Here is a 15,666-nt window from a genome sequence, read left to right as displayed (position 1 = left end):
AGGATCAGGCCGGTGGCCGGTTCAACCGATATGGGAGATCTTCATCAGGTGCTTGAGGTCCTCAAGCATGGCCTTACCGGTATGCCCCGGCCCGTAGCGCATCATGACGTTGCCGAACGGATCGATGACGTAAATCTGCGGCGTGCTCTCAATGTCCACGTTGCCCGGCCATTGTGGCAATTCGCCGTTGCGCAGCTCCAGTAGAGGCATCTCCGGATAGCCCGATAGGTCCGCCGGCGGCTGCTCCAGATAGGCGGCCCGCTGCATCCGGTCCTGGTTTTTACCCAAGGCGGTGTTGACCTGGCGCGCGAGGTATACCTGCTCCTGACATGCCGCCGCGCACTCCCCCCCGGCCGCTACCAGCATCATCCAGGTGGCCTCTGCCTGTTGCGGGCCGAATCGATCCCCCAGGGGCTCGCCATCGGCCGTCATCAGATTGAGTTGCGACACCGCCACCGGCGGCTGAACCAACGTGCCATGATTCGACTGACCGGCCGGATTCAACCACCCGGTATAGAACATGACCGTGGCAACAATCATCGGACCGAAGCCGATGGCGAACAGCAGTATGGCGATACGCCGCCCCCGACGGATTTGTGCCGCGGTAGGTTCGGGCTTGTGCTGTTCGGTTTCAGCCATTGCCATGCTCATCCTGCGCTTTCCCTCGTCTGAAACTTGCCACTATCGTCAAAATCGCCAGTGCCGCGGCCAGCGAGAACCATTGCAGCGCGTAGCCGTAATGGGTCTGTGAGCCCATCAAGTCCGGCGCCCAGTCGGCGCGAAAGGCCCCCGGCTGGGCCGGATTTTCCAACCGCAGCACCTGTTCGATCGCCTGCGGCGCCCACTCGCGCACGGCGTCCGGTTGTAGTGCCTGCACCCGCCTCGGCCAGCCGCTTTCCGCCGGGGTGTCGGCCAAAACCGGCGGGGTTGGGTAATCCGCCACCCGGGCCCGGATCAACAGCCGTCCCGGCGGGGTGTCTACCGCCGGCAACTGGCTGCGCCGTCGCGGCCCCGGCAACCAGCCCCGATTCACAAGTACCGGCGGACCGGCCAGCGGATGGAACAGGGTGAGCACCTCGTAGCCACTGCGACCGTCGCGGGTGCGGTTATCCAGCAGCCAGACGGCGCGCGGATCGTAATGGCCATTCACCTGAACCGGCTGGCCCGTGGTCAAACCGCTATCGAGGACCTCCCGCCAGTCGCCTTCTTTGAGCTGCTGGTCCCATTGCGCCAGCATCGCTTCCTTTTCCCCGGCCCGCTGCACCTGCCAGATTCCCAGACCCAGCAACAACGGAAACAGTACCGCCGCGAACACCCACAAACGCCAATCCGGCTGCCAGCGCCAACGGCTTCGCCCTCGTTCAGACATGCTTTGCTATAGTTGACCCATTCATTGTCCGCCTGGCGGGAGCCGCGAATATGCTTAAAGTGCTGATTGTCATACTCATGTTTGCCGTCGTTGTGAGCCTGTTCAGCGGCCTGTTCTTTCTGCTCAAGGACGAAGGCAAGACCCAGCGGGTGCTCAACTCCCTTATCGTCCGCGTGACCCTGAGCGCGTTGCTGGTCGCGATCATCCTGCTTGCCTTATGGCAAGGTGACCTGTCGCTCAACCCCACGCCCTGACCCGCGCTAGATGATGTAAACAAAGACGAATAGCCCCAGCCAGACCACATCCACAAAGTGCCAGTACCAGCTGGCCGCCTCGAACCCGAAGTGTTTCTCGGCGGAAAAGTGCCCCTTGGTAATACGAATCAGCATGATCGTCAGCATGAGCGTCCCCAGCAGCACATGCGCGCCGTGGAAGCCGGTGAGCATGAAGAAGGTGCTGCCGTAGATGCCCGACTGCAGGGTCAGGTCCAGCTCGGTATAGGCGTGGACGTATTCCTCCACCTGAAACGCGAGGAAGGCAAGGGCCAGAACCACCGTGGCTGCCAGCCAGATCTTGACCCGGGTGCGGTTGTCTTTTTTCATCGCATGGTGCGCGACGGTCACGGTTAACGATGAGGTCACCAGCAAGATGGTGTTTATCAGCGGCAGCCCCCAGGGGCCAATGATTTCCTTGGGCCCGGGGAAGGCTTCCTGGTCCGGATTCTGCAGCAACGGCCAGGTGGCGTTGAATCCCTCCCAGAGCATGCTGCTCGAGCCCTTATCGCCCTCACCGCCCAGCCAGGGCACGGCAAAGATGCGGGCGTAGAGCAGGGCGCCGAAGAAGGCGGCGAAGAACATCACTTCGGAAAAAATGAACCAGCTCATTCCCCAGCGGAAGGAGCGGTCCATCTGGGCACTGTAGAGTCCCGCCCGGCTTTCCTTGATCACGCTGCCGAACCAGCCGAACAGCATATAGGCCATAATCAGCGCCCCGATGAAGAAGATCACCCAGGACGTGGTCGTGGACTCGCCCGCCGAGCCGTTGACCATGATCGAGCCGGTACCCGCCATGGTAAATAGAAGCCCGACGGTCGCAATGATTGGCCACTTGCTCTGTTCCGGAACGTAGTACGTCTGCTCTGTTGCCATGGCGGCCTCCGACGGCATTATCCGTTATTCGTCGTTATTGTCTTTTTTTGTTGGCTGACGGCCGGCGCAGACTCGCTCTGCCCCATTTGGCTCTGGTCATACAGTGTGTATGACAGTGTCAGCGTCCTGATGTCGTCCGGCAGCTCCCGGTCCACGATGAACACCAGCGGCATGTCTATAGACTGACCGGCCGCCAGGGTCTGCTGGTTAAAGCAGAAGCATTCGGTCTTATGGAAGAACAGCGTGCCCTGGGACGGCGATAGGCTGGGAATGGCCTGGGCCGTCATCGGTGCTGCTGTGCCGTTCTCCGCGTAGAAATTGACGCGCGTGGGCTCGCCCGGGTGCACGGTGATGCTGGTTTGCCGCGGACGGAAGGTCCAGGGCATACCCGGCCCGTTCTGGGCGATGAACTGCACCTTCACCGTCCGCTTCTCGTCCACTTCGGTCGCCACCGGGCCTTCGTAACGTCCCCCGGTTTTGCCATTGATCCCGGTGATATCACAGAACACCTCGTACAGCGGCACCAGCGCGAACCCGAAAGCAAACATGCCGACAACGCCCGCCAGGCACCAGCCGATGACGCGGGCGTTGGACTTGGTTTGCGGGCGTTGTGCCGTGGCCATGTGTGCCTCCTGTGGCTATTTTTACTTCTGCCTATTTCACTTCCGGCGGTGTGGCGAAGGTGTGGTAAGGCGCCGGCGATGGAATCGTCCACTCCAGGCCTTCGGCGCCGTCCCAGGGCTTGGCGGCCGCTTTCTCGCCGCCGCGCACGCACTTGATGACGATGTACACGAACAACAACTGGGTGGCCCCGAACATGAAGGCGCCGATGCTGGAAATCATGTTGAAGTCGGCAAACTGCAGGGCGTAATCGGGGATTCGCCGCGGCATACCCGCCAAACCCAGGAAGTGCATGGGGAAGAACGCTAGGTTCATGCCGATAAACGACATCCAAAAATGCGTCTTGCCCAGCGTCTCGTCATACATGTGGCCGGTCCATTTAGGCAGCCAGTAGTAGGCCGACGCGAAGATGCCGAAGATCGCGCCCGGCACCAGCACATAGTGGAAGTGGGCGACGACGAAGTAGGTGTCGTGGTATTGGAAATCCGCCGGGGCAATGGCCAGCATCAGTCCGGAGAAACCGCCAATGGTGAACAGGATGACGAAGGCCACGGCAAACAGCATCGGCGCTTCGAACGACAAGGCGCCGCGGAACATGGTGGCGACCCAGTTAAAGACCTTCACCCCGGTGGGCACGGCGATAAGCATGGTGCAGTACATGAAGAACAGCTGCCCGGCCACCGGCATGCCCACGGTGAACATGTGGTGGGCCCAAACCACGAAGGACAGCAGCGCAATGGCGCCCACCGCATAGACCATGGAGGCATAGCCGAACAGGCGCTTGCGCGAGAAGGCGGGAATAATCTCCGACACGGCGCCGAAAGCCGGCAGGATCATGATATACACCTCGGGATGGCCGAAGAACCAGAACACATGCTGGAACAGGACCGGATCGCCGCCGCCGCCGGCGTTGAAGAAACTGGTGCCGAAGTGGATATCCATCAGCATCATCGTGACCACGCCGGCCAGCACCGGCATGACAGCAATCAGCAGAAAGGCGGTGATCAGCCAGGTCCACACGAACAGGGGCATTTTCATGAAAGTCATGCCCGGCGCCCGCAGGTTGAGGATGGTGGCGATGACGTTGATCGCCCCCATGATCGACGAAATACCCATCATGTGGACGGCGAAGATAAAGAAGGTCGTGCTCGGCGGGCCGTAGGTGGTCGATAGGGGCGCGTAGAAGGTCCAGCCGAAGTTGGGGGCGCCACCGGACATGAACAGTGTCGACACCAGCATGGCGAACGCCGCCGGCAGAATCCAGAAGCTCCAGTTATTCATTCGCGGCAGTGCCATGTCGGGCGCACCGATCATCAACGGGATCATCCAGTTGGCCAGGCCGACGAAGGCCGGCATCACCGCGCCGAACACCATGATCAGGCCGTGCATGGTGGTCATCTGGTTGAAGAACTCAGGTTCGACGATCTGCAGCCCGGGCTGGAAAAGCTCCGACCGGATTACCATTGCCATGGCCCCGCCCAGCAGGAACATGGTGAAACTGAATATCAGGTACATGGTCCCGATATCTTTATGATTGGTCGTGAACAGCCACCGGCTGAAACCCTTGGCGGGCCCGTGATGGTGGTCGTGTTCGTGATCGTGGGTGTCGATGACCGCACTCATGAGAACCCCCGTAACCGCCTCTTTTTATCGTTGGCGTAACTATTGTCTATTGGCCCCGTCGCACCGGGCGACGAGGCCCCTGAACCGTTACTGCGCGTTCTTGTAGTCGAGAACTTCTTTGGGTGTCACCATGTCGCCGGTGTCATTACCCCAGGCATTGCGCTCATAGGTGATGACGGCCGCCAGGTCCACTTCGCTGAGCTGCTGACCAAAGGCTTGCATCGCGGTACCGGAGACGCCGTTGACCACCACATCCAGGTGCGCATTTATCTCCTCGGTGACGATCGGGCTGCCCGCCAGCGCGGGGAAGGCCGGCGGCGTACCGGAACCATCCGCCTGGTGACAGGCGGCGCAGGCCGTGTTGTAAACCTGCTCGCCCCGTTCCATCAGCTCGTCCAGGCTCCAGTCCTTGCTGGCCAGCTCACGCTCTTTCTCAGCCATCGCAATCTGTTCCTGCACCCAGGCGTCGTACTCTTCCTGGGGCACGGCCTTGACCACAACCGGCATAAAGCCGTGATCCTTGCCACACAGCTCGGTACACTGGCCGCGGTAGATACCCGGCTCCTCGATCTTGGCCCAGGTTTCATTGATGAAACCCGGGATGGCATCTTTCTTGACCCCGAGCGCCGGTACCCACCAGGAATGGATAACATCGTTGGCGGTCATCAGGAAGCGCACTTTCTTGCCCACCGGCAACACCAGGGGATTGTCCACTTCGAGTAGGTAATTTTCGTTTTTCTCCAGGCGGTTATAGATCTCGTCCTTGGGTGTGGAGAGGTTGGAGAAGTAACCGAATTCCTCGTTGATGTAATCGTACTTCCACTTCCACTGATAACCGGTCACCTTGACGTCGATTTCGGCTTCGCCGGTATCGTACATATCCAGCAAGGTTGCGGTGGCGGGGATAGCCATGGCCACAAGGATGGCGAACGGAATAATCGTCCAGGTGATCTCGACCCAGGTGTGCTCGTGAAAGTTGGCGGGTTTGTAACCCTTGGATTTTCGGTGGGCAAGAATCGACCAGAACATCACCCCGAATACCACGACGCCAATGGCAACGCAGATCCAGAGGATGGTCATGTGAAGACCGTAGATGTCACGACTCACGTTCGTTACGCCGGGAGCCATATTGACCGTCCAGTCGGCAAGAGCCGACTGCGACAGCGAGAGTGCGGCCGTAAACAAGCCGACTCGCATTGCCTTCGTGCGCATACCGTGTCTCCACAGAGTTTGTTCTTGTCGTTGACACAGCCCAGCCAGCGGAACGAAATACACGTTCCTAGAGAACGTCGGTCAGTTTTTCAACTGCCCGGGGCTGATCGATATCTTCTGCGTGACACTTCCTGCGGGAAGCATGCTTGCCTCCTCGCCCCTTGGACTCGGCTTGCCCTCGCACAGACAAACCGGCGCCGGGATGGAAGTCATTTCGCGGATAACGTCATTGAGTATAGACAGAGGTTGGGAAAACTCTCAAAACTCTACTTAAAATTTAGAAATCTAAAAACACCATTCTTATTACTTTTAATAAAATCAGTACTTAAGATGCTTACGAATAGGGACTTTCAGTATTTATGAATATGTATTTATAAACAGTTACTTACGGTTTTTATGAGCAGGTACTTACGGTGTTTATAAGCAGTACTTTCGGTTTTTATAAACAGATACTTGCGGTATTTATGCACAGGCACCGACAACAAGGGCTCACGTGAAACTCAACCCCCTCGACCGCAGGCTCTGGCACTTGGCCTGGCCACTGATGCTGACCAATATTACCGTGCCCCTCCTGGGCCTGGTGGACACCGCCGTGCTCGGCCACCTGGAACACCCGGAATACCTTGGGGCCGTAGCTATCGGGGGTAACTTGTTCAGCATCCTCTACTGGACCTTCGGCTTTATGCGCATGGGCACCACCGGCCTGGCGGCCCAGGCGTACGGCCGGCGCGATGACTTTGGCCAAAGCGCCCTGCTGGTGCGCTCACTGCTCCTGGCGGTGGGCATCGGGCTGTTGCTGATCCTGTTTCGCGGGCCGCTGGTGTCCACCGGGCTTTACCTGATGGATGCGAGTCCCGACGTTACCGCGCTCGCGCGGGAATACACCGACATCCGTATTTGGAGCGCACCCGCGGTACTCTGCCAATACACCCTGGTGGGCTGGCTAATCGGCACCCAATATCCCCGCGGGCCGATGCTGATGCTGATTCTGGCCAACGGTCTGAACATTCTCCTGGACGTGCTATTCGTCACCGTTATGGGCTGGAACAGCCAGGGTGTCGCCGCGGCCACGGTCATTGCGGAATATGCCGCCGCCGGCCTCGGACTGTGGCTGGTCTGGCGCCGCCGGCCGACGGCTATCGCGTTCGACCGGCGCCTGTTGGGCGCTCTCGGCGATTACCTGGCGATTCTGCAGGTCAACCGCTACATCATGGTGCGCACCATTCTGCTGCTCCTGTCCCTGGCGTTCTTTACCGCCCAGAGCGCCCAGCAGGGCGACACCGTTCTCGCGGCCAATGCCGTTCTGCTGACCTTCCTGATGCTGATTTCCAATGGTCTGGATGGTTTTGCCAACGGGGCCGAAGCGTTAGTGGGCGAAGCCGTGGGCCGAAACCAGCGCGATCAGTTCAAGGCCGTTTGCCGCACCGCACTGCGCTGGTCGATATGGGGCGCTGGGCTGTTTACGGCGCTCTTTTGGGCCGGTGGCAACCTCATCATCGGACTATTGACGAGCATTCCCGATGTCGCTGGCACCGCGCAGGATTACCTGCCATGGATCTGGATCATGCCGTTCGCCGCCGTCTGGGGCTTCCTGCTGGATGGCATTTTTATCGGCGCTACCCGTACCCGGGACATGCAGAACACCATGATCGTGTCGGTCGTCGCGGTTTATTTGCCGGTGTGGTGGCTGACCCAGGGCTGGGGCAACCACGGTCTCTGGTTTGCCATCACCAGCTTGATGCTGGCCCGCGCCGGTAGTATGGGCTGGCTGTTCCTGCGCCATACCCGCCACGACGCCTGGTTCGGAGAAACAGCCATAAACAAAACTTCAGCGGATTGACACAAAAACCCACATTACGGTTGCCGCGGCCAGCGAATTTCTCAACTACACTGAAATTGAATTTCATTTGGGAGCCTCTGTTACGCATCCCCAGCGCCAAGGAAGCGGCGCGACAACGATCAGGGAGGAAGAGCGAGGAACGATCGGGAGACTCCAATGACAGGCGCAGGCGACGTCAGCAGATCCCGCCTGATTGCAGCTGGGAGGCGTCTTTGCAACCCGATCCTGGAACGACACGAGCAGTCCCTGTGATGACACCGTCGGCAGTACTTCACATTATCGATCAAGCGCGACGCCAGGAGGCCCGGTCGGGGACCTTTCTGGACCAGATGGGCGAGCGCGCCGCCAGTCTACCGGACAGCATCGTGGTCACCGGTCCGAATCCGGCCACCTGCCTGTTCCAATTCGCCGTGGAATACATCGAAATGGCCCCGCGCCTGATCGATTGCGTGGAAACCTGTGCCCGGGATTCCGGCCATGTCGCGCTGTTCCGCCCCTTCATCGAAGCGGCCACCCGCTACTTTACGCGTCCATCACCCCTGCTGACGCAGTACGACGGCCTCGACGGCCTGCTGATCAAAGCGTATCTGTGCCACCGCCTGATGGAAGAAATGAACGAGAACAACCATTCCATCCGTACGAGCCGGTTGGTGGAGCTGGAAGCAACCCAGGCAAATTTGCTGGCCCATCACCTCATCGGCGAACCTTTCGCCAATGAGTTGGACCAGTCCATTTTCCTCACCGTTGCCCAGATTGCCGGCACGCCGGACTACTACGACCTGAACCTGAACCCATTCGTCGAAAAAGCCCGGGACGCCGCCTGGGACTGGATGCGCGAGTACTGGGAAAAACTACTGACTCGCAACCAGATCCGCTTCTCTCTCAATCCGGGATTAGACTCTGGCGAATCGAGCTGATCCCGGGCGGTGACAATCGCGTATAGTGGGTTGTATGCTTTTTTCGGAATGATTGCACACAAGGAGCTTCTGAATAACTCCTGGATCGCCATCGATATCAGACGGATGAACCGAGCGGAATCCGATATTTGGCGTCTCAATACCAAACAGCGCATGGATGCCGACAAAAACCAGAATGCTGGCGTTTTCCCATGACTGAATTTTCGATCCCCGTCCGAGCCGCCTTGCTGGCCGGGCTGCTTCTGAGCGCTTGTCCGCTGTGGGCGCTTGAACTGAGTGTGCGCGACCGGGCCAGTGGCGAGCCCGTGGCCGATGCCGTAGTCAGCGTGCCCGCGACTCCAGGTGCAGATCCGCTGGACTCGCCCGCGACCATGGCCCAGCAAGACCTGGCGTTTAACCCGCATCTATTAGTGGTGCCGGCAGGCTCTGCAGTGGACTTTCCCAATCGGGACAACACCCAGCACCATGTGTATTCCTTTTCTCCGGCGAAGACCTTCACTATCGAACTCTACGCTGGCCAGCCGGAGGCGCCGATCGTTTTCGACACGCCCGGCGTGGTCGAGGTGGGCTGCAACATTCACGATCGGATGCGGGGTTTTATCTACGTGAGCGGATCGAGCCAGACAGCCAGAACCGGCGCAGCCGGGATCGCCCGGGTCACTCCCCCGAATACAGGCGCCTTCGAGATCGAGGTGTGGCATGAACGGCTGATCAACAACGCGCAGCCCATCACGGTCAGGATTGAAGCCGGTGCCGCCAGCCCCGTGATCGTCTCACTTGAGCTGGACCCCGCCGACAGCGGCAGCGATCCTTTCTCAGACCTGCAACGTCGATTCGACTCGTTGTGACAGCACGGGTGCGCTCTATCGGATTTCGCGGCCGGTTGTTAGCGGCCATGCTGACCGTGGCACTGGTGACCAGCGTCGCCATCACCGGCGCTTTTATGTTTTCCACGTTTCAGGAAGAAAAGGAACGGGCGCGGGAACGTTTGGCCGTCGCCAGCGATGTGGTGCAGGAAATTCTCGACCGCCGTACCCGGCTGCTGGCCAACACCCTGAGCGTGCTGGTGGAGGATTTCGGATTCAAATCGGCGGTCGCCACCCGGGATCCCGCCACCATGACCAGCGTGCTGGTAAACCATAGCGCCCGATTCAGTGCCGAGATGGCCCTTATTACCGATCGCAGCGGTACCCTACTGGCCAACCTGCAGGGCATGGAAAACCAGAGCCCATTGCCTTTTACCGAACTGCTGCAGGAAGCCAGCCAGCGCGGTATAGCCGCTGGCCTGGTGACTTGGGAGGCGCAGGCCTATCAGGCGCTGATGGTGCCCGTCCAGGCGCCGGGCGTACGCGCCTGGCTCGTCATGGGTTTCAGCCTGAACGACACTATCGCCGGAGTCATCAGTCAGTTGGCCGGGGTAGAGGTGGTGTTTCAGGAGAGGCAGAGCAGCGACAGTGTGCCTACGCTGTATGGTCGCAGTCTGAGCGAGGAGGAGCTGGCCGATATTACTGAGCAGGATCCGATGCTGGCCACGATCGCTGACATGACCGGCAACCGCCGTTATTTCGCCCGAGCCACGGCTCTGTCACGCGAACAGAAAGGACCGGTGCGGGCGCTATTGCTGCTTGACCGCCAAAAAGCGCTAGCCAACTACTACCAGCTTGCGTTCGACTTATCGCTGCTGGTAGCCGCCTGCTTGGTTCTGGCTGGCCTGATCGCCCTCGCCATGGCGCGCGCACTGGGCCGGCCCGTGCTGCAACTGACCCAATTTGCCGAGCGCATCGGCCACGGCGAGCAGGCACAGCCACCGGGGCTCAAGTCCCGGGACGAGCTGGGCAGACTGGAGACGGTGCTGATCAACGCCACCCGGCAGATACGCCACCGGGAACACCGTATCCAGCACGAAGCCACCCACGACGCCCTCACCGGCTTACCCAACCGCTCGGCCATGGACAGCTATCTACGGCAAGTGTTGGAGCAACAGACCGTCGGGTTCCTGATCAGCCTCACCGTGATTGGTTTGAAAGAGCTTAGCGAAACCCTCGGCTACGACATCGGCGACCAGGCGCTGATTGTCACGGGTCTGCGTCTGCGCGGTATCCTCGGGGCCGACAATATGCTGGCCCGAACCGGGGGCAACGAGTTCGTAACCTTCCTGCCCGGTGCCGACGAGGACCGCTTACAAGATGCCTTGATCGTTCTCAAGGCGCGCACCGAGGGCAACATGCAGATCGACCAGACACCGCTGGCCGTGGAGCTGTCGGCGACGATTCTCAAACTGCCCGACCACGCACGTACGCTGGATGACATGCGCCGGCGCGTCAGCCTGACCCGTGAAAAGGCCCTCTGGGATGAGACGCGTACCGCCTTTTATGCCGAAGGCGGCGAGGAACAACACTTGCGGGAGCTGCGGATTATCCAGGATCTGCATCGAGCTATCTCCGACCAACAGCTCACTATGGTCTACCAGCCCAAGGTCCGGTTTGATACGGCGGAAATGATTCAGGTTGAAGCTCTAATCCGCTGGCAGCATCCGGAGCTGGGCTTCGTCAACCCCGACGAGTTCATCCATCTGGCCGAACGCTCCGGCCAGATCCACACGCTTACCGAATATATTCTCAGGCAGGTGGAGCGGGACGGCCGCGACTGGCGGGCGGCCGGCATGCCCAAGATCGGCGTTGCCATCAACCTATCGGCCCTGGATCTGACCAATCAGGCGCTGCCCACGCTGATCAGCATGATCTTCGCCGACTGGCCCCAGCCCCTGGACATGCTCACCTTCGAAATCACCGAAGGCGCCGCCATGACCGACGCCCAAGCTGCGGCCCGCACCCTGGGCAACCTGCGCGATCTGGGGGTCAAGCTGTCCGTAGACGATTTCGGCACCGGCTACAGCTCGCTGTCGCAAATGCGGCAATTGCCGGTGCAGGAGCTGAAAATCGACAAATCGTTTGTGTTGCGGCTGGATTCTACGCCGCAGGATCAGCTGATCGTCAAATCCACCGTGGATATGGCCCACGGCCTGGGTCTGAGCGTGGTCGCCGAAGGCGTCGAGAACGAGGAAAGCTGGCGCCTTCTGCAGAGTTGGGGTTGCGAACTGGCCCAGGGCTTCTTCTTGGGAAGGCCCATGGCACCTGAACAACTGGCGGAATGGTACGGCACCTTCGGCCAGCGCGCTGAAACCCTCGCCATTCCACGGCCACCGGACACTATTCACTCGACTGGAAATGGAGGCATGACTTGAAGCACCGTCTTCTGCTACTGATCCTCGCGCTGGCCTCGGCGGTCGCGCAAGCTCAGCCTGGCAGCCGTCTATGGGCCACGGGTGGTGTCACCACCATCGAGGGCAGCGCGGGCGGCGGCCTGGTGCCCATGGCGGTACTCACCGGCTATGCCAGCGATACCGAGTGGGGCGGCACGGTGGCGTTGTCCCATGCACCGCTGGACGACTACACCGTGGACGTCGCCGCAGCTGCGATCAATTGGCACAACCGTATCGAACTGAGCGTGGCGCGCCAAACCCTGGACCTGGATACCCTGGGCGCCGCGCTCAACCAGGACGACTTGCAGCAGACTATCGTCGGCGCCAAGGTACGGCTCACCGGCGACGTGCTCTATTCTCCTTACGGTCAATGGTCCCTTGGCATCCAGCACAAACGCAACCGCACCTTCGCCGTGCCGCAAGCCGTGGGCGCCAAGAACGACAAGGGTACGGATGCCTATTTAGCCGGCAGCAAGGTGTTTTTCGCCGGCTTTCTGGGCCGCAACGTGCTGGTCAACGGTGTCATTCGGGGCACTAAAGCCAACCAGGGCGGGTTGCTTGGCTTCGGCGGCGATAAGAACGATAGCTACCGGGCCGTTTTTGAGGGCAGCGCCGGCCTCTTCGTCAACCGCCAATGGCTGGTGGGCGCGGAATACCGGCAGAAACCGGATAATCTTAGTTTTGCCGAGGAGGAGGAATGGTATGACCTGTTTGTGGCCTGGGTGCCGGATCGTCGTCTGGCCGTCACGGCGGCCTGGGTGAATCTGGGCAGCATTGCCGGTCTGGACGATCAGCAGGGTGCCTACCTGTCCCTCCAGGGCGCTTTCTAGTCGAGGTTTATCACCATGCTCAAACGCGTTTTACCCCTTTTCTGTCTGCTCCTGCTGACGGCCTGTCAAACCGCACCGACCGAACCGTCGTCCTCACTCTACGATGCCCTGGGCGAACGCAAAGGTATCGCGGCGATCGTCCGGGATCTGCTGTACATCGTGGTCGAAGACGAGCGGATCGCCGATAAATTCAAGGGTGTGGATATCGCCAGCCTACACCGCAACCTGACCGACCAGATCTGCGCTCTGGCCGATGGTCCCTGCGCTTACAGTGGCCGCAGCATGCCGGCCTCCCACGCCGGCTTGGGGATTACCGAGGCCCACTTTAACGCCTTGGCCGAGGATTTGATTCTGGCGATGGAGCGCAACGGTGTCCCGGTATCGGCCCAAAATCGCCTGCTGGCCGAGTTGGTGCCCCTGCACGACGACATTGTTTACCAGCCGGCGGCCCCGCGTGGAGATGCCTCCCGCAACAACGCGCCTTGATACGTTTATGGCATTGACCGCAACGACAAAGACGCTAAGCTCTCGCGTCCATTCATAAAAGGAAGGCTTCGATGCTGGAAAATGCAGACCTCGGCAAACTGATCGTTCGCCTCACTCTGGGCGGCCTGTTGCTGTTTCACGGAATCGCCAAACTGTTCCATGGCGTTGGCTTTATCGAATCGCAACTGGTCAGCCATGGCCTGCCTGCCGTGCTGGCCTATGGTGTGTTCATCGGCGAGCTGCTGGCGCCCCTGATGATCGTTTTGGGCTATCAGACCCGGATCGGGGCGTTGATCGTGGTGATCAACATGATCGTTGCTATCGTTCTGGTTCATACCCATGAACTGATGCAATTGAGCCAGTCCGGCGGCTGGGCGCTGGAGCTTCAGGGATTCTTCCTGTTTATCGCGCTGGCGCTGGTGTTCCTGGGCCCCGGACGCTACAAGCTGCACTCCTAGTGACCCCCTAGTGTCCCCCAGTGCTAGCTAGTGCTAGACGGGATGCACGCCTTCCAGCCGGTAGACCATTGTCCGGTTTCGGCCGGCCGCCTTGGCCTCGTAAAGCGCTTCGTCGGCGATCCGGACCAGCAGGTCCGGGTCGCTATCGCCATCCGGGAAGCGGATCGCCACACCCAGGCTGGCCGTTAGGCTAACCGGCCCCGCCACACCTTCGCAATTGACGCGGTGCTCGCCAATCGCCAGACGGAGGTCTTCAGCCACCTGCACGGCGCCCGCCTCGTCTGTATTGGGCAACAACATAGCAAACTCCTCGCCACCATAGCGCGCCACTACATCGCCCTCCCGGCGGAATCGGGTGCGACAGATCTCCGCCACCTGGATCAAACAGGTGTCGCCGCAGGGATGGCCATAGGTGTCGTTGACCCGCTTGAAGTAGTCGATATCCAGAATAATCAGCGCCAGCGGCTGGCTTTGCCGCCACGACCGGCGCCACTCGGCCAGCAGCGCCTCGTCGAAGCGGCGGCGGTTGGAGACGCCGGTAAGGCCGTCGGTGACACTCAGTGTCCGTAAACGGTCGTTCGCTATTTTCAGCGCGGCGGTGCGGTCCGCCACCCGCTTTTCCAACGACTGATTGGCGGCCTGCTGGATGTTCAGCGCGTCGTTCTGGGCGCGAATACGGCGCTGGCGTTCCAGGTTGATGCGATAAGCCAGGGCAAAGGAGAGTAGCAGGCCTTCGAGCGCGGCGCCGAACTCCGGGGCGTATTCCAGCCATACGGTACGCGGCAATACTGCCAGCTTACTCAGAGCAAACAGGAAATGGCCGACCAGCAAAGGCGTCCAAGCCAGCAAATAGAACTTGGCCAACACCTGGCCGCGACGCCACAACCAGAACCCGGCAAACAGCATGGGCGGTGTGAGAACAAACACCAGGACCGCCACTGCCTTGATACTGAAAGCATAAGGCAGGAAGAATCCGCCGACTAGGGACAGGAAGCCCATCAGCGCAACCAGCCGGATATAGGTGGAGGCCCCACGGCTGAAGCGCCGCGCATTGAGGAAGCTATCCGAAAACAGCGCGGTGAACATGACGCTCAACGAGGTCAAGCTGATAACCGCCAGATTGTTGATTTGGGGCCACCCGGGCCAAAGCCATTGAAAGGTCAAGCCGTGCAGGCTCATCTGGGTCAGGAGAATGCAGACGACACCCATCACATACCAGAAGTAGGCGATGTGCCGCACCGCCATCAGAACCAGCGTATTGTAGAGCGCCAGGGCAATCATGAAACCGGCGAACAGGAGCTGTATTCCGTACGTTGCCTGATCGTGCGCGAGAAAACGCTCGCTGGTGCGTACGGCAAACGGCAGCTGCAGAGCACCGTCGCTTTGGGCGCGGATATAGGCCGTCACGGCGGTATCGGCACGCGGGACAGAAAAGACGAAATTACGGTGGTATATGGGCCGGTTGCTGAACGGACGCTCATCACCGGTCTCATAGGTCTGAAGGTAACGGTCGCCGGCGAACCAGTGGATGGTTAGCTGGTCCATCAGCGGATAGCCGATTTCAAGCACGCGGTTGGCCTCGGCCGGTTCGATACGAAGCCGCAACCAGACCACAGACTCGGTGAACCCCAGGTTAACGATGTGGTCGCGCGGCAGCGGGCGCCATTCTGCGCCAGCGTAACCGCGCCTGAGGCTCTCCAGCGTCGTTTCTCCCGTGGAATCGACCAGCCAAGCCGCGTCGACCCGGCCGTCCCCGGTTGCCGCACAGACGTACGAAGGCAGCAAACCCGGGATCAGGAGCCAGAGTCCAACGCACACCCGCAAACAGGCGTCGACGAATCGGGATGAGCTGGCGTGCGGGCAATCGTGCAAAAGCAACTCCAACTGACATTGACTTAAC

Annotated in this window: 15 protein-coding genes; 8 read left to right on the top strand and 7 right to left on the bottom strand. The window is 60.2% G+C overall.

Annotation, left to right across the window (positions count from 1 at the left end; all coding sequences use genetic code 11):
* Positions 1-21: 21 nt before the first annotated feature.
* Positions 22-639, bottom strand: a complete 618-nt coding sequence (locus FXO11_RS00220) for a hypothetical protein (protein ID WP_227545990.1) — start codon at positions 637-639, stop codon at positions 22-24.
* Complete coding sequence (locus FXO11_RS00215; RefSeq protein ID WP_148861009.1) at positions 632-1,369, bottom strand: SURF1 family protein; 738 nt, start codon at positions 1,367-1,369, stop codon at positions 632-634. Before FXO11_RS00215 ends, FXO11_RS00220 begins: the two co-directional genes overlap by 8 nt.
* A 50-nt stretch (positions 1,370-1,419) precedes the next feature.
* On the opposite strand from FXO11_RS00215, the gene FXO11_RS00210 reads away from it, so the two are divergent.
* A complete protein-coding gene (locus FXO11_RS00210; protein ID WP_148861008.1) occupies positions 1,420-1,623 on the top strand; it encodes a twin transmembrane helix small protein in 204 nt (67 codons plus the stop codon).
* A 6-nt stretch (positions 1,624-1,629) separates the two neighbouring features.
* Here the strand turns inward: FXO11_RS00210 and FXO11_RS00205 are convergent, their stop codons facing one another.
* The 4 genes from FXO11_RS00205 to coxB form a co-directional block, all read right to left on the bottom strand.
* Positions 1,630-2,517 carry a cytochrome c oxidase subunit 3 gene (locus FXO11_RS00205; RefSeq protein WP_148861007.1) on the bottom strand — a complete coding sequence of 296 codons (888 nt, stop codon included), beginning with the start codon at positions 2,515-2,517 and terminating at the stop codon, positions 1,630-1,632.
* A 17-nt stretch (positions 2,518-2,534) separates the two neighbouring features.
* Complete coding sequence (locus FXO11_RS00200; RefSeq protein WP_148861006.1) at positions 2,535-3,140, bottom strand: cytochrome c oxidase assembly protein; 606 nt, start codon at positions 3,138-3,140, stop codon at positions 2,535-2,537.
* Between the two features lie 31 nt (positions 3,141-3,171).
* The gene (gene ctaD / locus FXO11_RS00195) at positions 3,172-4,761 is read right to left on the bottom strand and encodes a cytochrome c oxidase subunit I (RefSeq protein ID WP_148861005.1); all 1,590 of its coding nucleotides are present in this window, start codon (positions 4,759-4,761) and stop codon (positions 3,172-3,174) included.
* An 87-nt stretch (positions 4,762-4,848) separates the two neighbouring features.
* Positions 4,849-5,973, bottom strand: coding sequence for a cytochrome c oxidase subunit II (gene coxB / locus FXO11_RS00190; RefSeq protein WP_148861004.1), 1,125 nt, complete (start codon positions 5,971-5,973; stop codon positions 4,849-4,851).
* 544 nt (positions 5,974-6,517) lie between these two features.
* Here coxB and FXO11_RS00185 point away from each other — a divergent pair.
* The 7 genes from FXO11_RS00185 (at position 6,518) to FXO11_RS00155 (ending at position 13,766) form a co-directional block, all read left to right on the top strand.
* Positions 6,518-7,813 carry an MATE family efflux transporter gene (locus FXO11_RS00185; protein ID WP_148864732.1) on the top strand — a complete coding sequence of 432 codons (1,296 nt, stop codon included), beginning with the start codon at positions 6,518-6,520 and terminating at the stop codon, positions 7,811-7,813.
* Positions 7,814-8,064: 251 nt separating this feature from the next.
* Complete coding sequence (locus FXO11_RS00180) at positions 8,065-8,730, top strand: hypothetical protein (protein WP_148861003.1); 666 nt, start codon at positions 8,065-8,067, stop codon at positions 8,728-8,730.
* A gap of 191 nt (positions 8,731-8,921) precedes the next feature.
* Entirely contained in the window at positions 8,922-9,578 is a 657-nt protein-coding gene (locus FXO11_RS00175) for a methylamine utilization protein (RefSeq protein ID WP_148861002.1), read from the top strand.
* Complete coding sequence (locus FXO11_RS00170; protein ID WP_148861001.1) at positions 9,575-11,974, top strand: putative bifunctional diguanylate cyclase/phosphodiesterase; 2,400 nt, start codon at positions 9,575-9,577, stop codon at positions 11,972-11,974. The genes FXO11_RS00175 and FXO11_RS00170 overlap by 4 nt, the downstream gene beginning before the upstream one ends.
* On the top strand, positions 11,971-12,822 hold the full coding sequence (locus FXO11_RS00165; protein ID WP_148861000.1) for a DUF3034 family protein: 852 nt from the start codon (positions 11,971-11,973) through the stop codon (positions 12,820-12,822). Before FXO11_RS00170 ends, FXO11_RS00165 begins: the two co-directional genes overlap by 4 nt.
* 15 nt (positions 12,823-12,837) lie before the next feature.
* Positions 12,838-13,308 (top strand): group I truncated hemoglobin, encoded by a 471-nt coding sequence (locus FXO11_RS00160; protein ID WP_148860999.1) that lies wholly within the window; start codon positions 12,838-12,840, stop codon positions 13,306-13,308.
* 71 nt (positions 13,309-13,379) lie between these two features.
* The gene (locus tag FXO11_RS00155) at positions 13,380-13,766 is read left to right on the top strand and encodes a DoxX family protein (RefSeq protein ID WP_148860998.1); all 387 of its coding nucleotides are present in this window, start codon (positions 13,380-13,382) and stop codon (positions 13,764-13,766) included.
* Between the two features lie 33 nt (positions 13,767-13,799).
* Here FXO11_RS00155 and FXO11_RS00150 read toward each other — a convergent pair whose 3' ends face one another.
* Positions 13,800-15,638: a sensor domain-containing diguanylate cyclase gene (locus FXO11_RS00150; RefSeq protein ID WP_227545988.1), complete on the bottom strand. Its 1,839-nt coding sequence runs from the start codon at positions 15,636-15,638 to the stop codon at positions 13,800-13,802.
* Positions 15,639-15,666: the final 28 nt, after the last annotated feature.

The sequence above is a fragment of the Marinobacter fonticola genome (assembly GCF_008122265.1).
GTDB lineage: Bacteria > Pseudomonadota > Gammaproteobacteria > Pseudomonadales > Oleiphilaceae > Marinobacter_A > Marinobacter_A fonticola.
The sequence above is the reverse complement of the archived record's forward strand: the minus strand, read 5'-3'. Positions and strand labels throughout refer to the sequence as shown.